The sequence below is a fragment of the Levilactobacillus sp. FUA 3915 genome (assembly GCF_044053135.1).
GTDB classification, from domain to species: domain Bacteria; phylum Bacillota; class Bacilli; order Lactobacillales; family Lactobacillaceae; genus Levilactobacillus; species Levilactobacillus lanxiensis.
In genome coordinates this window covers 1,809,655-1,827,692 of record NZ_CP168704.1, presented here as the reverse complement: position 1 = coordinate 1,827,692, position 18,038 = coordinate 1,809,655, and the positions used below count along the sequence as shown (strand labels likewise).

The 18,038-nt window shown below is 50.7% G+C and carries 17 protein-coding genes; 4 read left to right on the top strand and 13 right to left on the bottom strand.

The genetic code is table 11. The annotated features are described in order from the left end of the window. Nucleotides 1-36 precede the first annotated feature (36 nt). Nucleotides 37-981: a GH25 family lysozyme gene (locus ACEPST_RS08510; protein ID WP_204121133.1), complete on the top strand. Its 945-nt coding sequence runs from the start codon at nt 37-39 to the stop codon at nt 979-981. 131 nt (nt 982-1,112) lie between these two features. Here the strand turns inward: ACEPST_RS08510 and ACEPST_RS08505 are convergent, their stop codons facing one another. The 5 genes from ACEPST_RS08505 to ACEPST_RS08485 form a co-directional block, all read right to left on the bottom strand. Further along, nucleotides 1,113-2,243 carry a glycosyl hydrolase family 8 gene (locus ACEPST_RS08505; protein ID WP_395390654.1) on the bottom strand — a complete coding sequence of 377 codons (1,131 nt, stop codon included), beginning with the start codon at nt 2,241-2,243 and terminating at the stop codon, nt 1,113-1,115. A gap of 404 nt (nt 2,244-2,647) precedes the next feature. Continuing rightward, a complete protein-coding gene (locus ACEPST_RS08500) occupies nt 2,648-2,968 on the bottom strand; it encodes a carboxymuconolactone decarboxylase family protein (RefSeq protein ID WP_125763517.1) in 321 nt (106 codons plus the stop codon). 12 nt (nt 2,969-2,980) lie between these two features. Then, nucleotides 2,981-3,394 (bottom strand): cupin domain-containing protein, encoded by a 414-nt coding sequence (locus ACEPST_RS08495; protein WP_204121135.1) that lies wholly within the window; start codon nt 3,392-3,394, stop codon nt 2,981-2,983. 15 nt (nt 3,395-3,409) lie between these two features. After that, a complete protein-coding gene (locus ACEPST_RS08490; protein ID WP_203643662.1) occupies nt 3,410-3,829 on the bottom strand; it encodes a MerR family transcriptional regulator in 420 nt (139 codons plus the stop codon). Between the two features lie 171 nt (nt 3,830-4,000). After that, the gene (locus tag ACEPST_RS08485; protein ID WP_203643288.1) at nt 4,001-4,570 is read right to left on the bottom strand and encodes a TetR/AcrR family transcriptional regulator; all 570 of its coding nucleotides are present in this window, start codon (nt 4,568-4,570) and stop codon (nt 4,001-4,003) included. 307 nt (nt 4,571-4,877) lie between these two features. Here ACEPST_RS08485 and ACEPST_RS08480 point away from each other — a divergent pair, with 307 nt between their 5' ends. Both ACEPST_RS08480 and ACEPST_RS08475 read left to right on the top strand, forming a co-directional pair. Then, on the top strand, nt 4,878-6,332 hold the full coding sequence (locus ACEPST_RS08480) for an MDR family MFS transporter (RefSeq protein ID WP_204121136.1): 1,455 nt from the start codon (nt 4,878-4,880) through the stop codon (nt 6,330-6,332). Continuing rightward, on the top strand, nt 6,329-7,078 hold the full coding sequence (locus ACEPST_RS08475) for a DUF4811 domain-containing protein (protein WP_204121137.1): 750 nt from the start codon (nt 6,329-6,331) through the stop codon (nt 7,076-7,078). Before ACEPST_RS08480 ends, ACEPST_RS08475 begins: the two co-directional genes overlap by 4 nt. 695 nt (nt 7,079-7,773) lie before the next feature. Here ACEPST_RS08475 and ACEPST_RS08470 read toward each other — a convergent pair. The 5 genes from ACEPST_RS08470 to ACEPST_RS08450 form a co-directional block, all read right to left on the bottom strand. Beyond that, nucleotides 7,774-9,561 carry an LPXTG cell wall anchor domain-containing protein gene (locus ACEPST_RS08470; protein WP_204121138.1) on the bottom strand — a complete coding sequence of 596 codons (1,788 nt, stop codon included), beginning with the start codon at nt 9,559-9,561 and terminating at the stop codon, nt 7,774-7,776. A 289-nt stretch (nt 9,562-9,850) separates the two neighbouring features. Then, complete coding sequence (locus tag ACEPST_RS08465) at nt 9,851-11,044, bottom strand: MFS transporter (protein ID WP_204121139.1); 1,194 nt, start codon at nt 11,042-11,044, stop codon at nt 9,851-9,853. Between the two features lie 528 nt (nt 11,045-11,572). Beyond that, nucleotides 11,573-12,763: an MFS transporter gene (locus ACEPST_RS08460; protein ID WP_204121140.1), complete on the bottom strand. Its 1,191-nt coding sequence runs from the start codon at nt 12,761-12,763 to the stop codon at nt 11,573-11,575. A gap of 117 nt (nt 12,764-12,880) precedes the next feature. Beyond that, the gene (locus tag ACEPST_RS08455; protein WP_204121141.1) at nt 12,881-13,948 is read right to left on the bottom strand and encodes an NADH:flavin oxidoreductase; all 1,068 of its coding nucleotides are present in this window, start codon (nt 13,946-13,948) and stop codon (nt 12,881-12,883) included. 26 nt (nt 13,949-13,974) lie between these two features. Beyond that, nucleotides 13,975-14,244, bottom strand: coding sequence for a EutN/CcmL family microcompartment protein (locus ACEPST_RS08450; RefSeq protein ID WP_204121142.1), 270 nt, complete (start codon nt 14,242-14,244; stop codon nt 13,975-13,977). Nucleotides 14,245-14,522: 278 nt separating this feature from the next. Between ACEPST_RS08450 and ACEPST_RS08445 the strand changes: the two genes are divergently transcribed. Beyond that, entirely contained in the window at nt 14,523-15,614 is a 1,092-nt protein-coding gene (locus tag ACEPST_RS08445) for a helix-turn-helix domain-containing protein (RefSeq protein ID WP_204121143.1), read from the top strand. Between the two features lie 51 nt (nt 15,615-15,665). Here the strand turns inward: ACEPST_RS08445 and ACEPST_RS08440 are convergent, their stop codons facing one another. From ACEPST_RS08440 to eutJ, 3 genes are read right to left on the bottom strand one after another with little or no spacing between them, the layout of a single operon-like run. Further along, on the bottom strand, nt 15,666-16,454 hold the full coding sequence (locus ACEPST_RS08440; protein ID WP_204121144.1) for a tyrosine-protein phosphatase: 789 nt from the start codon (nt 16,452-16,454) through the stop codon (nt 15,666-15,668). A 37-nt stretch (nt 16,455-16,491) separates the two neighbouring features. Continuing rightward, nucleotides 16,492-16,938, bottom strand: a complete 447-nt coding sequence (locus tag ACEPST_RS08435) for a EutP/PduV family microcompartment system protein (RefSeq protein WP_203637897.1) — start codon at nt 16,936-16,938, stop codon at nt 16,492-16,494. A 27-nt stretch (nt 16,939-16,965) separates the two neighbouring features. Continuing rightward, on the bottom strand, nt 16,966-17,820 hold the full coding sequence (gene eutJ / locus ACEPST_RS08430; protein ID WP_204121145.1) for an ethanolamine utilization protein EutJ: 855 nt from the start codon (nt 17,818-17,820) through the stop codon (nt 16,966-16,968). Between the last annotated feature and the right edge of the window lie 218 nt (nt 17,821-18,038).

The window sequence follows — 18,038 nt, the reverse complement described above, 5'->3', positions numbered from 1 at the left end:
TACAATGAACCCAAAGACTTGAGGAGGACATCATTCATGAAGATCACGTTACATAAATTTGTCGCTGGGGCCGCTGCATTTGCCGCTGTCTTAGCCGTGGGCGTTAGTTTGAACACCACGACCGCCAACGCAGCCGGCAATAAGGTTGCCGATGTTTCGCAATACCAAGGGAACATCAACTGGACGAAGGCGTCAAAGGACTTAAAGTACGCCATCATTCGGGTACAACATGGTAGCAAGGGCGACGCCGGCTACATGGTCGATAGCAAGCGCAACGTCAACGCTAACGGTGCTTACAAGGCTGGTGTGCCATTCGGTCAATACATGTTTGCCGAATTTACCAGTGTTAAGGACGCCCAACAGGAAGCTAAAGACTTCTACAAGCGTAGTAACTCCCATACCAAATTCTTTGTCCTGGACGAAGAAAAGCGGATGCCATCTGCTAAGAGTTCCGAACAAACCTACGTGAACGCTTGGTTGAAGACGATGCGGAGCCTGACTGACAAGCCCCTGATTATGTACGCTGGTGAATACTACGCCAACTCACATAACTTGGACTTCTCCAAGTTCGATGGGTCTTGGATCGCCAAGTACAGCTCAACCAAGCCTAAGGTTTCTGGCACGTCCATCGACCTCTGGCAATACACCAGTTCTGGCCGCGTTTCCGGTATCAGTGGCAACGTTGACTTGAACAAGATTCAAAACAGTTCCGTCGTTAAGAGCTGGTTCGCTGACACCTCTTCTCATTCAACCGCTAGCTACTACAATAGCATCAGTGGTGTGAAGGGTATCAAGATCAAGAAGGCCGTCTACGAATACAACAACATTCTCTTTACCAATGGCCAACGGAGCACCAAGTTAGCTGCTGGCAAGACCTTAGCTGTTAAGGGCATCACCAAGAATAGCAAGGACGCTTACCGGTTCCAATTAACGAACGGCAAGTACGTCACGGCCAACAAGGCTTACGTTTCAACTTACTAAACTGATTTTTCTAAAAGTGTCTCCCGCGGGAGGCGCTTTTTTTGCGACCAAAATTCACTTGCGCCACAATCACAAAAGGTGTGCCGACGACAAGTTTGCTTGTCGTTGACACACCTTTTTCAATTTTCCGTTTAGCTTAAGGCAATGACGACTTGGAGCGTGGCGGAGAAATAGTTCCTCTTTTCAATCGACTTGGGTAATTGCTTGGCCGACTTGTTCTTCAAGCTGGTCTTCTTCATGACCTTGGCGCCAAAATTAACGGGTGCCGTAAAGGCCGTGTTGGCGTAATTGTTGACCGCCTTGCCGCCCAACGTATAACCGGCTAAAATTTTCTTTTTCTGGTTATAGAATTTGAGTTGCTTATTCAGTGCTTTCTTGGTGATGGCATCTTTCTTCATTTTGTAAGTTTGGGCTAACCGCCATGGGACCCGGCAAGCATTGTAGCCGACTTGGTTGTCAGTTCCCGATTCAATCGTGTAGGGCTTCACGGCCTTTAGCTTGATGCTCTTCCCGGTCGCAAAAATAAAGTCGGGGAACAGCCCGGTCTTATGCCGTGCACTCAGTTTCTTAACGGCCGTTTGACTGCGAGACGCCACCTTGGTCCAGGTACTATCCTTGGTGTACTTGGCAAACGTCTTAAAGTACCCGGTCATCAAATCGGCCGTCCGGAGCTTGCTGACGTCATAGGAATTAGTCGCCCAATTCCCCATCTTTGGCAGGTAGGTCGTCTGGTTGATTTCCTTTTGCTTGATGGCTTTAATCAGTTTCTTGGCAGCGGCCTTGTAGTTGACCTTCTTGCTGCCCCACTTTTTGTCAGCCAAAATCAACGCGTACGCGATGTCTAAATCCCCATCGGTCGCGGAATTCTTCTGTTGACCCACACTGGTCATCTTACCGTTACGTTTGGTTTGTTGCCATTGCATCAGTGGCACCTTGCTGGAGACCCGATGGGCGCGATAATACTTGTACATTTGGTTAAACGTGGTCCGGGTATTCACACCCTTCTTAGCGGCCAAAACTGCGGCCAGCATCCCGTAACCTTGTCCTTCAGACAGCGCGGTCGTGGTGCCAGAACCGCTGTTGGTCTTCACGTACTTCTGCGTCTTGCCACCCACGTAAACCTTTTGCCACTGCTTATACAACGTTGTGGCCGAAGCCGCGTGAGCCGTAGTCGTTGGCGTCGCGATGGTGGTCGCGGTCAAGGCCAACCCACTGACGGCAACGATTCCCGCCAGGCTGGCCCAAAATTTATGTAAATTCATGTGTGCGAAACCCCTTTCATAATTACTTACCTCTATTATAAGCTAAATTCAAAAAAGCCACCGGACCCAAAATGGATTCGATGGCTAAAGTTTTTGACTTGTATTTAACGGTTCTGGCGCCTCCGGGCTGGTGAAAACTGAGCCGGAGCGCGGTGGGCGCTGTCCGTTCCCGGCGGTGGGCTCAAGGCCCCCTGCTGTGGGGTCGGCTCCAGCCTGTAAAACGGGCTTCCACCTCAACTTTGAGCCTGAGGTACGGTCTCAAAGATTGCCCCGTGGACTAGGCTGAGTAAGAAACCTCAGCCAAGACCACCGACACAGCTGGGGACCTTGGCCCACCTCTGGTCACTAACACTGACCCAACCAGGTTCATTTTCACCATACCGGAGGTGCCTGCAATAACTAGATTAATCCGTAAAAATCTCTTTAGCAATGTTGAAGGCAGACCAGGCTTTTGGCCAGCCCACGTAGAACGATAGATGTGTGATCACTTCTGCAATTTCGTCCTTAGTGATGCCGTTACCCTTTCCTATCTTCAGATGCGCCGGTAATTGTTCAAAATTCCCCGCAGAAATCAGAGCGGAAATGGTGATCAGGCTGCGTTGATGGGCGGATAATTTATCCTCACGTGACCAGACTTGCCCAAATAAAACGTCGTCATTCAGTTCGGCAAACTTGGGGGCAAATTCACCTAAGTTATCCCGACCAGCTGTTTGTTTCTTTGCCATGTTTATGACCTCCTAGTCTTCTAATGCATCGTAATGCGCGTCATCAACGGGTTCCAACCATTCTGGGGTGCCCGCAGTAATCGCCACGTGGCTGAACCAGCTGTCCTTGGTTGCGCCGTGCCAGTGCTTCACGCCATCCTTGGTCACCACCACGTCGCCAGCGTGTAACCGCCGAGCCGGCTTGCCTGCTTCTTGGTACCAGCCTTCGCCACCGGTTACCAGCAGGATTTGGAAGCCATCATGGTGAATGTGCCAGTTGTTCCGGCAACCGGGTTCAAAGGTGACATTGCCCACACCCACACTGACGTCGGGATCACTGACTAACCCTTGTAAGTAGCTTTGACCGGTGAAGAATTGTTGGTACGCCTCATTCTTGTCGCCGAGGGGGAAAATAACCCCGTTTTTAACACTTTCGTTTTTTGCCATTATTGATTGCTCCTTTTATTTATTAAATTTTTGTAGATAATCGTGAAAGCTCTCGGTGTCCGGAATGGTGTGGTCGGTCTTGCCGTCATACCAGTCAATCTTGCGACCCAAAACTTTCAAATGCATTTGAAGTTCAGCGATATCTGCTTCGGCATCGTCCTTGACCTTCTGTAGCATCGCCCGACGCTCGGCAATTGTGTCGTCACCCTCGGCACGAAGCTGGACGTAGCGTTTCAACTCATTCAGTCGCATGCCGGTGCCTTTCAGATGCAAAATGAACCCGATCCAGCGAATATCTTCCGCCGTATAGTACCGAACGCCATGCTCATCTCGCTGAGACCGAATCAGGCCCTGGTCCTCGTAATATCGCAACGTGTAGGCTGACAGCCCCACCAGCTTTGCAAACTCGCCAATCCGATACTGCTTTTCGTGCAACACCTAACGCCTCCCTCTCTTGCTTACAGACCCTAGTAAACACCTTTGAGTGCACTCGAAGGCAAGGGTTATTTACCAAAAAATTAAAAAATAAAAAATAAAAACGCCATCCCCGCCGAAACAGCGTGATAACGTCTTAACGTCAAACTTATGGTCGACCGTTCACATCCCCTACTGAATCGTTGTGAACTGGTCAATAGCGAGTTGCATGGTCTGGTCAAACCGGTCGTCAACCTTGCGGGCAGGCAACCGTAAGAAGCCACCAATTTCCTGCAAGATAAAACCAAATAAGGCGGACCGGTACAGCGTGGATTCAACCAGCGCCGTGTTGTCGACCTCATCTAAATGTAGGCTGGCAAACATTTGCTTGTACAGGTCGACCAAGGCTTGATGGGTCGCCGTCAAATGTTGCAGGTCGTTGGGATTTAACAGGATGGGGGCTAGATGCCGCTGTTGTAAACAGCCCGCCCGAAATTCCTGGGCAAAGACCCACAAGGCCTCCTTGCCAGCTACCCCCACCAGGCGCCGCATTAAACGATCCGCAATTTCCTGCACGAAGGCGACCCCCACCTGATCCAACAGGTCGTTCAAACTATCAACATAATTATAAATGGATTGTGGCCGTACCTCTAATCGGCTGGCCAACTCCCGAATCGTTAAATGGTCTAACCCATCCACAGCAATGATGTCACTGGCCTGGTCCAAGACCTTTTCCCTGGTTAATGTCCGTCGTTTTACCATATTGTTACCCCTCTTCTCCTGTCTGTTCCTCAAGCAAGCTGTCGTTTACAGCGATAGAAAACTGCCATTCAGTCTTCTTCAACCTGACTGAAATTTCAGCGTTCGATTAACAAACTGAGTTGTCTTCATGATTATTTTTGTGTCAGCTATAAGCGCTCGGGTACCCGTGGCACCACGTACTGCTATTATACCTTGAAAAGAATTTTTAATAAACTGTTCTAAGTAGTTTATTATTTTCTCGTAACAGGTTATAATGGTTTTAAAATTTACGGGAACCGGATGATTCCCACCAAAAGAGGCTTTTATCATGACAGATACCAATGGCAAACCTTTTAGCCGCGTGTGGCTAATGGTGACGCTAATGTTCGGGACATTTTGTACGGCCCTGACCACCAACATGCTGGTCACCGCGTACCCCACGTTAATGACCCGCTTCGATATTTCTAGTGCCACCGTTCAGTGGCTGACGACCGGCTTTCTGCTGGTCATGGGGATTATGATTCCCATCAGTGCCTGGCTGATCAACAACTTTAGTTTACGCATCATTTACCTGACCGCCCTGAGCTTTTTCCTGGCCGGACTGGTCATCAGCTATACCGCTAACAGCTTTAACCTGATTTTTCTAGGTCGGCTGATTCAGGCTATCGGTGTGGGAATTACCTTCCCGACCATTCAAACCGTTCTGCTCGTCACCTTTCCCGCTGATAAACGGGGATCGATGATGGGCCTGGGCGGCATTGTGATTGGCCTCGCACCAGCCTTAGGGCCGACCGTCTCCGGTTGGATTCTCGACAATGCCAGTTGGCGCGATCTGTTCGGCGTCATGATTCCACCGGTCATCTTGGTATTGATTCTGTCGCTGATCTTCGTACGCCCGGTCATTCCCGTGAAAAAATCACCGATCGACCTACTGGCGATTTTACTGTCAACGGTTGGGTTTGGGAGCCTACTCTACGGCTTTTCCGAAGTCGGTGAAAATGGCTGGGGCTCGACCAGCGTGATTGCTGGCATCCTGATTGGCCTCTTCTTCATTGGGCTCTTCGCCCGCCACGAATGGCCGCAAGCACATCCCTTTCTCAATGTCCGCCTGTTAAAAATTCCGTCGTTTACCGTAGCTTCCTTTATCACGGCGCTTTCCAACACCGCCATGATTGGGATTCAAGTGGTCTTACCCATGTACCTGCAACAGGTCCGCGGCCTGACGCCCTTCCACTCCGGTCTGATGATTCTGCCCGGGGCCTTGGTCTACGGCCTGGTCAGCCTGTTGAGCGGCCACCTTTACGATCAAATGGGGGGCCGGCGGTTGGCCTTGGTCGGGACCTTCCTATTAACACTGGGAACCCTGCCCTTTGCCTTTCTCACCCGCGCAACACCCTACAGCTACATCATCTGTGAGTACACGATTCTGATGATTGGGGTCGCCATTGTCACGATGCCGCTGACCGCCGCCAGTTCGATTGACTTGCGCGGCCTGCAATTGAGTCACGGGACCGCCGTCAACAGTACCATGCGGCAGGTCATGACCTCGATGGGGACCGCCATTCTCGGCAGTGTTCTCACCAACGTCACGACCCAACACACGCCGGCTCACGCTTTACTGACCAGCGCACCGCTTGCGTACCAGAACCAGGCCTACGACGCGGCCATGACCGGTTTCCACGCCGCCTTCCTGGTGGCCACGGCCTTTGGCATCATCGATTTCATCTTTGCCTGCTTCGTTAAACGACAGGTCCAGGATCAAGAACAGGAGGCCACCGCATGATTTTAATTTTACTTTTACTCGGGATTCTGCTGTTCATCGGCGGCTTCCTGCTACTACCCACGAAACGCCAACGATTCGTCGGTGGTGGTCTGGGGTTCATCGTTCTAGTCGGTGCCGCGACCTTGATGATTGGCAACGACAACTGGCACTGGGGGATGCACCAAGTAACGACGACGCGAACAACCAACATCGCGGCCATTTCACCCTCTAAGCAAGTTAACCTCTTAGTTTATCAGCCAATCCGGCAAGCTAAAAAGGAACGGGTCTACGTTTACCGGCTGCCAAATCAGCAAAAACAGCGGCACACCGCGGCCAGCGTAAAGACCCATAACCATGTTGCCTATCGCGCCGTAACCCAAGCCAAGTTGCAAACCCAAACAACGCGTTGGCACTATAACAACGCGTTGTGGCGGGACTTGTTCTCCTGGACCGGCCAACACCAAACGCTGGTCAAGCGCCAAAATACCTTCATTCTACCGCACAGCTGGACCACGCTTAGTGTCCGACAAGCCAAGTGGTTGTCACAAACGGTCGCTAAGCAGGAAGCAACGGTCAAGGCTAAGACAACCAAGGCCGTCACCGCGGCGGTCATCGCGGCCAAAGAAGCCCAACCTGACCTGACACAACAACAGCTCAAACAGATTCAACAGAAGGCCACGCACACTGCCCAACAACAGGCGACGCAACAAGCTGCCAACGGCTTAGCCCGCCTGTTAAAGCAAGCGCAGCAACAACCAGCAAAATAGAAGAGAGTCATCATCTGCTCCCGGCGGCGGGTTCAAGACGCCCTGCTGTGGGGTCCGGCTCCAGCCTGAGGGACGGTCTTCCGCCTCGCCTTGAAGCCTGGAAAATCACCAGTCTCCAAGGTCGCCCCGTGCTCTAGGCTGAGCAACCCACCCAGCCAAGACGACCGACACAGCTGGTCATCTTGACCCGCCTCTGGTCGCGCACACGGATCATTGCAATTCGACTGGCAGTAGCCACCTACTAGGGTTACCCTTTAGCCAAGTCACTACCTCCTGAGGCCGGGCAACAATGTCGTTGGCCAAGGTCTCGGGGCTAAACCAACGTTAGCCGCAGGGCCGGTGAAAATGAGCCATCCTCGAACGAGTAGACAAAGAAATCCCAATTTCAGTGACCAGAGGCGAATCAAGGTGTCCTGCTGTGTCGATGGCGTTAGCTGAGGTTTCTCACTCAGCTTAGGCCATGGGACGACCTTGGAGACCGTTTCTCAGGCTCAAAGTCGAGGTGGAAGCCCGGTTTCCAGGCTGCAACCGGCCCCACAGCAGGGCATCTTGAATTCGCCGCCGGGAACGAACAGTTACGACAATTTCATCGCCCACAGCGTTCCGGAGGCGATGACAACAGTAAGTTTAGCCCATAACAAAACGACCAGGACAATGGCGTCCTGGTCGTTTTGTGCTACAGTCACTTATCAAAATTAATGCCGCCGCTGACGATCGTAGAACCCCAGCAACGTGACAATCAGTAAGGCGATACCCGCTAAGGTCAAGGCCTGATTGATTGGTCGTTCACCAGTTTGTGGTAACGTGTGGCCGGCGTACTGCGGTGTGCTGCTGCTAGCGTGGTGCAAACTAGTCGCGCTTCCTGTTATTGACGCAGAGCCAGTTCCGGTCGCATTCCCAGCTGGCAACGTCGTAGTGCCCGTCGTTGTAGCCGTGCCATTCGCACCACTGCCACCGGTTACGGGATGCTGCGTTGTCGCTGAAGTTCCTGGCTTGTGCGTGCTGGTTCCCGGTTTCTGTGGCTTTTGTGGTTTCTGAGGACTAGTTGGTTTCTCAGGCTTCTGAGGCTTCTGAGGTTTCTGAGGCTTTTGTGGTTTCTGTGGATTAGTTGGTTTCTCAGGTTTCTGCGGTTCTGTCGGCGTTGTTGGCGGCACAATCGTATTACCGCCACCACCGGTTCCAGGGTTCCCTGGTGTTGTCGTACTACCACCTCCGCCAGGACCAGGATTTGGATTCTCTGGAGTTACAGATCCACCAGGATTTCCTGGATTTGGTTCGCCGCCACCACCAATGTCACCACTGTCTTCCCGTTCATCGACTGCGAAAACTTCAACTGGCGTCGTTTGCCCCGCCACAATGGTAAATGGGATGGGGGTTGGATCTAGCGCAAAGCCGGCTGGTGGCGTCAGTTCAACGAATTCGTAATCACCAGCGGGCAAGTCCGTGTACGCGATTTGTCCTTGCTCATCGGTAGCTAATCGGTCGGCAATGACCGTGCCATCAGTCTTTTGCAACCGATAAATGGCTCCGGGCAGTTCCTCTCTGGTTTTATTATCCCGTTTTGTCAGGACAACTTCACCCGTGGCGTTCTGCCCATTACCACTACCGTTGCCGCCCCAAGCAATCTGCGACCCGACCGTCTTGCCATCCCAGGTGGCCTGGTTGAACCAGCTGCCACCGGTATTTAAGATGGGCTTGGTTTGGTAGGTCATATTCACAGCGGAGGTCACGTTATCAAATTTAAACGTCATCTCGCGGTCATTATTGGTGACCTCAGGGGTGATTGTCCCGGTCGAAGTAAAGCTCCCATCGGCACTATAGTTCCCGGTTTCGGCGTGGACCGACCCCGGGATATAATCCTGGTCGCCGCCCAAGGTGTCGGTCACCACGGTTGAGCCCACGTTCTGACCACCGGGGTTAAAGGCAATATTCCAGGTCAGCTTAGTCGGCACGCCGTTCTCATCCTTCTCGGCGACCCAACCAATTTTGTTAATGCCCCAGTCGAGGCCGGAGCCGTTATTATTGGTCGTGCCTTTGACGTAAAATTGGAGCTTGCCACCCCGATTGGTCCCAACACCAGCCAGCACATTATTAAACGTGATGGTCCCGGTGGTTTGACCAGCCTTAATGACAAACGTCCCCACTTCATAACCCGATGAGTCCAGCAGTGGCACTGTCGTATCGTGTTCAGCAACGGACCCGGCTGGTAACTCAACAGTTGCGGTATCGCCCGCGGCAATCGGTGCGCCATCCTTGATGCCCCACTCGTACTCGACGGAATAAGTTGTCCATTTGTCCAAGCTACTGCCATTCTGAATGGGTTTGCCATGAACATCGGTAATCGTGGCGTCGCTCCCACTTAACCCGCCTGTAGCGACGGGCATGCCATGGGCGACAACGCCGTCAAAGACTGCTCCCCCGCCAAGGAAGACGGCCAGAGCTATAACGAAGCCCAGCACGACCTGATAGATCTTCCTGCGCATTGCAATCCTCCTCCAATCTAACACATGCTTTCCTAACTTCTTCCTGACTATCCGCAACCTTGCCCTCACTATAGGCCCAACACCGACTTAGGGGTTAAGTCCTAAATTTAAAAACGGGGGTTAAAAAGCCAGCGGCCGCCAACCCGCAGTTTAAAACGCCTTCCCATTGACGCTACCGGTGATTCACCATCCACTCCTGCTGGTGGCACGCTTTTTGCCCGACAAAAAACGCGCAACCACAATGATTGCGCGTTCATGCATTTATCGTATTAAGCTAATTGCTAGCTAACTAATCCGTCTGTTGCTCCAGCTCGGTCTGGCGGTGTTGCTTGATCACGTGGTTCAGCGTTAACGCTAAGACCAAGGAGATGGCCGCATACCCGGCTGCGCCCCAACTGATACGGTTCAACCCAACGACACCCAGCATTCCGGAAGCCGTGGCTGACCCCAGAGAAATCCCAAAGTTAAAGAAGATGGAGTTTAAGGAAGATGCCAATACGGCTGATTGCGGGTAGTCTTTCTCGGCAATATTTAAGAAGTGAATCTGAATGGGTGAGTTGAGGATCGTAACAATCAGACTCATCACTAATAGGATGGCCAGGCCGACAAACTTGTTGCCTAGACCAAATGGCAGGAGGGCTAACAGGATCACGTCCGCCACGTAAAAGCGCGGCATGATGCGTAGTCCATTACGTTCCGCCAGCATCCCGGAGAAACGGTTGCTGAGAATGCTCATAATCCCAATCAGAAACAGCAGCCAATTTAAACTGGTCGTGCTAAAGCCTAGCGCGGTCGTCAGCAGTGGCCGAATGTAGGTGTAGTACGCGTACATCGTGGCCGCCGTGAATAGCACGAGCGCGATACCCACGTAGATTCGGCGATCCTTCAGTAAGACCAGTTGGTTCTTCACGCTGCCCTGCACCTGTTCAACCTCGCGTGGTAACAGCCAGCCCAGCAAGACACAGGTGATGGCGCTGATGACGGAGATTAAATAGAAGGCGTCGTGCCAGCTATAACTGGTACTGATAGCCGTTCCAATTGGCACCCCAAAGACGGACGCGATACTGAAGCCGGCAAAAATCCACGAAACCAGACTCGCCCGCTTTTCTCGCGGCGCAATCGCACTGGCAAACGTCATGATGAGGGAAATAATCGCCCCAGCCACTACGGCCGTCAGAATCCGGGACAGCAACAGGACCGGATAGCTCATTGCTAACCCACTCAACGTGTTCCCAATTAAAAAGATCACCATCAGGGTCATTAGCGTCTTATAGCGACTAAACCGGTTGGTTAAAATCGTGATAAACGGCGTGCTAACAGCATACACCGTCGCAAAGATCGTCACCAAATACCCCACGGTGGCCACCGGAATCTGGTACTCCTTGGCAATGTCGGACAGGACCCCAACCACGATAAACTCGTTGCACCCCAACATGAAGGCAACTAGGACAAACACGATGGCTTGCCAACGATACTTGTTCATTTGCAATTCCTCTGATTTCTTAAACTTGCGAACGGCTTAAAACCGATGTCTGCGCCTGTGATGGTGAAAATGAGCCGATGCACATTGGTTGCTGTTTCTGTTTCCGTTCCCGGCGGTGGGCTCAAGGCGCCCTGCTGTGGGGTACGGCTCCAGCCTGAGAAACGGTCTTCCGCCTCGCCTTTGAGCCCCAAAACCGGTCTCAAAGATCGACCCATGGTCTAAGCTGAGAAAATTCACTCAGCTAAGACCATCGACACAGCTGGTCACCTTGCCCCGCCTCTAGTCACTCACATCAGCCAAGCTAGGCTCATTTTCGTCATCCCGACAGCTAACATCATTTTTGTCCGTTCGCATGCGAATGATTTCTTACTGGTCATCCCCACTTCTCAATTTTGGGGGAAATGACAGTAACTTTATCTTTAACATTACACTATCTCGCCCCAAAATATTAGGGGGACGACTCAGGTAATCCCTTACATTCGCAAATTATTTTTTGAGCATTCTTTAGACGCTCTAACGACCGTTTGCTTAGTCTTCTTTAACCGCGACCTGCCGCTGATGAGCCGCGTTGGCTCGATTTAAAATGATGGCGACAATCAACGATAGAATAGCAAAAACCGTGGCGCCATATCCCAGACTCAGGAGCCCGCCGCGGACCAGGACAATTGAAGCCGTGGCTGACCCTAGCGAGATACCGATGTTAAAGAAAATGGCGTTGAGTGAGGACGCCAGGAGCGTTGCCTGGGGATAATCCGCCTCCGCCACGTCGAGAAAGTGAATCTGAATCGGTGAATTTACCACGGAAATGATGAGGGTCAACACTAAGAAGAGGCCAAAGCCCGTCACCCGATTACCCATCGCAATTGGCAACAATAATAGCAAGATAATATCTACGACATAAAAACGGGGCATCGTGGTCAACCCATCCCGTTCCGCCACGGTCCCCGACAGCCGGTTACCCAGGATACTCATGAGTCCCAGCGCAAATAGCAACCAATTTAGCGCTGTGGTCCCGAATCCCAGCCCCGTCGTGAGGAGCGGTCGGATGTAAGTATAATAGGCGTACAGGGCCGCGGCGGAGAAGAGAATCAAAATGGCCCCCAGGTAGATGCGCTTGTCCGTCAATAGGACTAACTGGTCCTTGATGCCACCCGCGGCTTGTGGCAGGCCTCGGGGTAAAATAAACGCCATGACCACACATGTTAGGAGGCTCAGAACAGAGATCAAATGGAAAGCGACGTGCCAGCTGGTCGCGGTACTGATGGCCGTGCCAATCGGTACCCCCACGACGGAGGCAATACTGAAGCCGGCCGCTAGCCAAGAAATCAGCATCGCCCGCTTGTTCCGGGGCGCAATATCGTTGGCAAAGAGAATGATCAACGACTCAATCGCTCCGGCAACTGCCGCCGTCAACATGCGCGACACTAGGAACCACCCGTAGCTGGTCGCAAAACCACTCCAAGTATTGCCCACTAGAAAAATGAGTAGCAAGACCATCAGCGTTTTATACCGGTTAAAGCGGTTGGCGAAAATCGTGATCAACGGTGTGCTAATCGCATAGACAATGGCAAAGATGGTCACCAGGTAGCCGGCCGTCGCCACGGTCACGCGCAGCGAACGGGCGATGTCCGAGATGACCCCAACCACCATAAATTCGTTACATCCCAGCATAAACGCCACGAGCACCAAGGCACTGGCCTGCCAGCGATACTTGTTCATTTTCGTTCCTCCAATCAGAAAAAAACTGCTTTCTTTTAGGGTACACTATTTCACCCATTGCCGTCAGAGAAATTAAAAGAGCTTCCGCCAGTAAGTTGGTGAAAACTCTGCCTGTTTCTATAAGAAACGATAGATACTTTGGGGAATTCCCAATGACGTCGCCGTCCAGTCTGTGCGCTGTTTTAGTGAGTCTGGGTGGCGAAACTTCTTCGGCCAATCAGAATCAACAATCATCTGTTGACCAACAGCAGCCAGGTCTACCCCCGTTTTACTAATAGACTGCAAATCCGCCGCCGTTCGAATATGACCGGCCACCATCAACGGTAGCTTAGGGACGAACTGGCGCACAATTTGAGTCACTGTGGCAGGAGCAGTTAGGGTCACAGCCGGCTGATCATAATGGCGTAAGGATAGGCTTAAGTAGTCCAATGGCAACTGTGATAAGGCCCGCATCAAAACCAGGTTATCTGCCAGGCCTAAGCCACCGGGCTCAATCTCTTCAGGCGAAATCCGATAGCCAACAGCAAATGGTCTGTCTGCCTCTGCTGCGACTTTTAATACCCGCTGAGCCACTCGCATCGGGAAGAACATTCGGTTAACTAGACTTCCACCATACGCATCCGTTCGCTGATTAGAAAGCGGCGACATGAACTGCTGGAGCAAAAAGCTATTCGCCCCATGAATCTCAACGCCATCAAATCCAGCAGCGATGGCCCGCCGCGTAGCTGTTCCAAACTCATCGATAATCGTTTCAATTTCATCACTAGTCAAAGCAACTGGCATGTCGACCATTCCGTGCTCACCTTTGACTGCACTGGGACCAACAACCTTTTTACCATTAGTTGCGTAGTGATTGGTCATCCGACCTGCATGGACCAGCTGCAACATCGCTTTTGCTCCCTGCCGATGGATAGCAGTTGCCAAAGTGGCCAGTCCAGGCACCATTTGATCATTGGCGATACTCATTGAACCCGTAACTGTGCATCCAGCAAGGTCAACGTACACCGAGCCCACGATGGCCAATCCAACGTTTTTTGTATGCTCCTGGTAAAAATAACAGTCATTTTGACTCACTTCACCATCAAATAATGAGGTGCGCGTATCTAATGGGGCTAAACAAAACCCATTGCGAAGCTTTAACCCGCTGGTAAAAGTATAAGGTGTTTCATATTGCAAGTCACTCATTACCCAACCAACTTTCCTTTTAAAGATTAACTGTCGAAGCGGTCAATAATCCCAACAATCGCGCAATCATTAACATCGCGGACGCCCTCTTCTTGGTGAACCTGCCGCGCACCAGCCCCACGGACTAGCAGAACAAATTCGCCAACCCCGGCACCAATGGCATCGGCAGCTACTTCTTCGTGCCGCACTGCCTGCCCATTGGAGTCCACTGGTTGTACGATCATTAATTTACGGCCAATCAGAGACGGATCCTTCACTGTTGAAACCACACTTCCCACTACTTTTGCCATATACATAACTTATCAATCCTCACTTATGGTTTACCGCTTAGAATCTCAGCTAGGCCAATTATACCGCATACTAAATCGCTTTCATTACTTTCTAACTAATCTGGAAAACTTTTCATCATGGATCTATTGCAAGTACAAAATAAAACAGTTTTACAAAATTTGACCAGTACTATTTTGTCTCAGGGTTGAAATACCGCTACTTATCCGTTACAATTCGGTTAGATGTTAACGGATACATCGCTGAGTCAACGGGGACTCTACCAGCTTTACTTAGGAGGGTCTATATGTCTAATTCTTCACCCACACAAGAAAATTACAGTAATCTCGCGCATGCTTTGGCGAAATTCACCAGTCTTACACAAATTAAAGCCCTGTGCTATAGTTTTAACGGTATTTTACTTAAAGACGATGCCGTTTTCCTCAACAATTCTGCCATCAAACAAAACCTAGCCGGTGAGGCGCTGGAACACTTTGCTATTTTTCCTGTCACACTAGGAACCCAGCTTTGGGGTACAATCATGTGTGATGCCAAAGACGTATCCAAAAAGCGCTTAACGCTGGCGCAAGGCTACCTCACGAATACGCTTCGTGAGTCCTTTACTGGTACGACGGATTCGCTCACCGTTTGGGACGCGTTAACTCCTGATCAGGTCAAACAAATCAATTACTTTCATAATTTCTTTCCCCTGACTGAACAACACGATCCGTTGTCACCAACTTCAGTGGCGCCCGCACTGGCGACAATCAATGGCCAGACTATCAGTAACAATGATGCCTACCATAGTATTAAACTGGCCGTAGCTTACATTCACAAGCATATCCAACAATCACTCTCATTAAATGATGTTGCCGAAGCGGCTTATCTTTCTCCGTCGTACCTAAGTCGGCTCTTTAAAAAATACTTACACGTTAATTTTGTCGAATACGTCAACAATCAAAAGATTGCCTTGGCTCAGGAAAAGTTGGCATTAACCCTCACCCCCATTAATCAAATTTCCGCGCAACTTGGCTTTGCTCAAACAAGCTATTTCACGAAAATTTTCAAACGCAAAACGCACATGACCCCCTCTGAATTCCGCCAACACAATCACGCGATTCAGAAGGTCTACACCATTCCACGTGATTTGGATTGGGATGACGCAACGTCCATCTATGACGTGACCAAGAACTATTTTCAACACCACGACATCAACTATCAAACGGATTCAGATGATGGCGACACCTACCTGACGCGAATCGGTGACTTAGCCGATACCGAGGGCTCACGTGGCTGGGTCTACACCGTCGACGGTCAGCAACCCCTGCAATCCGCTAATGAGGTCAACGCTAAAAACAAATCAGTCATTCAATGGGTTTACATGAACTACGCCAACTAACTAAATGAAGCGAAAAGTCCCAGCCAACTAGAACAGCGGCTGGGGCTTTATTTAGGTCAGGTAAATTTCTTTTAGCCGCGATACATCCGCCGAACTCAGGTCCAATACCTGATGCAAGTATGGCTGTAGACCACCGTACTCGGTCGCAATTTGAGCCAATGCTTGATACAAGTATGCTTCCGTCACGATGGATAAATCATGGATGGACTGAATAAAATTCGCGTTCATCTCTGCCGCTTGTGCTTCCTGAACCCGCGCCACAACCCGGGGCTTTGATAAGGAATTGGTCAACAAATAATCTGCTAATATCTGATCCGGTCGAACCCCAAGAACCGCTAACAGTAAGACTGCCGCCATCCCCGTTCGATCCTTTCCAGCAGAACAATGAAATAAGATGCCTTCACTGTCACCATGAGCTAATAAGTAGTGAAAAAACTCACGGTAAGCCTGTTGCGGCTGTTGCTGGCTAGCCAATCGACGATAGACATTTAGCATTTGTTGATGGCCGCTCTGAGCATCGCTAGCATACTGCCGCTGTAACTCGGCTGCAGTACCAGTACTCTCCGTTTCATCGTCATCAAACACTGGTAAATGCTTGAACCAAATGCCATTAGGGAGACGGTCCGGAAACTGCGCTAACTCAGCTGTAGACCGCAGATCAATATCAACCGTAACCCCGCGATCCAGCAATAACTGCTGATCAGCCGACGTTAACTCTGACAAATGGCCAGCTCGAAAGAGTTTCTGCCATTTGACAGTCCGACCATCCGTGGTCTGGTAACCACCAAGATCACGGAAATTAAGACCTTTCGTCACCGGAATTACTCGTTCCTGAATCATCTCCCCACCTCCTTTAAACGCAAATAGTTGTCGCTAGCTATTCTCCGGTGATTTCCAAGAAGTCAGCAATCGCCTTCACACCCGTATTGTCCTTAGCTGATAGGCAGAAAACCTGACTAGCCCCGGCAGCTTTCAGCTGATCCACGGCCCAATCAATATCATCCTGACTCTTAGCTAAATCAATTTTGGTGACGATACCAATCTTATCCTTGGGGAACATACTCCCAAATGCAGGGGAAAAGGTTTGGCGGTGATCAGAAACACTTTGCACCAGCACAATCACGTCGGCATCAACTGCCGTTACGGTTAGTGCACTGTAGTACTCACGGTGTTCCATGAATTCACCCGGCGTATCAATCATCCGGTTGTGTTTATAGAATTCAACAACTTGGGTCTTCTTGTAAGCTATCGCTTGTCCCAATAACCGTTGGCAAAGGGTCGTCTTCCCACAGGCGACGGCACCAATAAAAATCGGTTTCTTCATCTCGGTTCAACTCCCTTCACAACGTTTTTAAGCATGATCATACATCGCAATACCCAATGGCGTCACGAATTGTGGATGTTCTGGCTTGTAGGCCGGTAACTTCAACGTCTTACTAAAGGCTTTCACGAAGTCTTTGAAGTTAATCGCCCCACCCACAACAATGACGGGTTCCTTGACCGGCGTCTCACCAGTATCGCGCGCAATCGTAGCCATCTTATCCACTACCGGTCGAATGATTGAAAAGACTTCGGCTTCCCGATTAGGGTCACGTTTAATCAATTCAGCCTCGTCTGCCGGAATATGATGATAGCCCGCTAAGACTAACGTCATATGGAACCCTCCAGTCGCTTCATCCAAGACTTCAACGAGCTTACCCCGGTTAAAGATACTAATCCCAGTGGTTCCCCCACCAATATCCACAACCGTTCCCGTCTTCATCTGAAGAAATGCTGCTGCCGCAGTCGGTTCGTCAACCACGTTCCGACACTCTAATTCTGCAGATTCGATGACATTACTAACAATTTTAGCGGCACTGTCCCCCGTTCCAGGTGGAATTGCCCCACACGCGGTGGTCAATTCAACCCCTAAAACGGCTTCGGCTTTGGCCTTTAAGCGCTTTAAAATCTGTACAGATTCCATGAAGTTCACCACGATGCCGTCTCGAACCGCATTGTCATACTCAAACGCACCGTATAACGGCTGATTGTCTTCATCTAACACGGTCAGGACGATCGATGAGGTTCCTAGATCGACACCAACTCGTAGGTGCTCCTGCGGCTCTACCTGACGAATTGGGCGGTCAGTATTAACGACCTCAGCAAACTGATGTAACTGTTGATTAACTGCGGTTAAATCTAATGTTTGTTTTGCACCCATATTCATTCCTCGACTTTATCGTAAATTTCTATCAACTTCTGGTTTATCCTCACCATTCACCACAACCATGATGCCTGACCAACCGGATCAAATCCGTTTAAGCCGCGAAGGCGGCGAAAGTGAGCTCAGCCGGGCACAAGGACCGCTCCTTGACTCTGGGCGTCCTGCCCTCAGCGTTCCAGCTCATTTTCGCCGCCCGGTAAGGCGCCAACAACGATTTGTTT

Coding starts and splice junctions, on each gene's coding strand:
- ACEPST_RS08500 (WP_125763517.1), bottom strand. CDS start 2,968: ATGGCAAAGAAACAAACAGCTGGTCGGGATAACTTAGGTGAATTTGCC.
- ACEPST_RS08485 (WP_203643288.1), bottom strand. CDS start 4,570: ATGGTAAAACGACGGACATTAACCAGGGAAAAGGTCTTGGACCAGGCC.
- eutJ (WP_204121145.1), bottom strand. CDS start 17,820: ATGAATATGGGTGCAAAACAAACATTAGATTTAACCGCAGTTAATCAA.
- ACEPST_RS08440 (WP_204121144.1), bottom strand. CDS start 16,454: ATGATTCAGGAACGAGTAATTCCGGTGACGAAAGGTCTTAATTTCCGT.
- ACEPST_RS08465 (WP_204121139.1), bottom strand. CDS start 11,044: ATGAACAAGTATCGTTGGCAAGCCATCGTGTTTGTCCTAGTTGCCTTC.
- ACEPST_RS08445 (WP_204121143.1), top strand. CDS start 14,523: ATGTCTAATTCTTCACCCACACAAGAAAATTACAGTAATCTCGCGCAT.
- ACEPST_RS08435 (WP_203637897.1), bottom strand. CDS start 16,938: ATGAAGAAACCGATTTTTATTGGTGCCGTCGCCTGTGGGAAGACGACC.
- ACEPST_RS08505 (WP_395390654.1), bottom strand. CDS start 2,243: ATGAATTTACATAAATTTTGGGCCAGCCTGGCGGGAATCGTTGCCGTC.
- ACEPST_RS08460 (WP_204121140.1), bottom strand. CDS start 12,763: ATGAACAAGTATCGCTGGCAGGCCAGTGCCTTGGTGCTCGTGGCGTTT.
- ACEPST_RS08455 (WP_204121141.1), bottom strand. CDS start 13,948: ATGAGTGACTTGCAATATGAAACACCTTATACTTTTACCAGCGGGTTA.
- ACEPST_RS08470 (WP_204121138.1), bottom strand. CDS start 9,561: ATGCGCAGGAAGATCTATCAGGTCGTGCTGGGCTTCGTTATAGCTCTG.
- ACEPST_RS08450 (WP_204121142.1), bottom strand. CDS start 14,244: ATGTATATGGCAAAAGTAGTGGGAAGTGTGGTTTCAACAGTGAAGGAT.
- ACEPST_RS08475 (WP_204121137.1), top strand. CDS start 6,329: ATGATTTTAATTTTACTTTTACTCGGGATTCTGCTGTTCATCGGCGGC.
- ACEPST_RS08495 (WP_204121135.1), bottom strand. CDS start 3,394: ATGGCAAAAAACGAAAGTGTTAAAAACGGGGTTATTTTCCCCCTCGGC.
- ACEPST_RS08480 (WP_204121136.1), top strand. CDS start 4,878: ATGACAGATACCAATGGCAAACCTTTTAGCCGCGTGTGGCTAATGGTG.
- ACEPST_RS08510 (WP_204121133.1), top strand. CDS start 37: ATGAAGATCACGTTACATAAATTTGTCGCTGGGGCCGCTGCATTTGCC.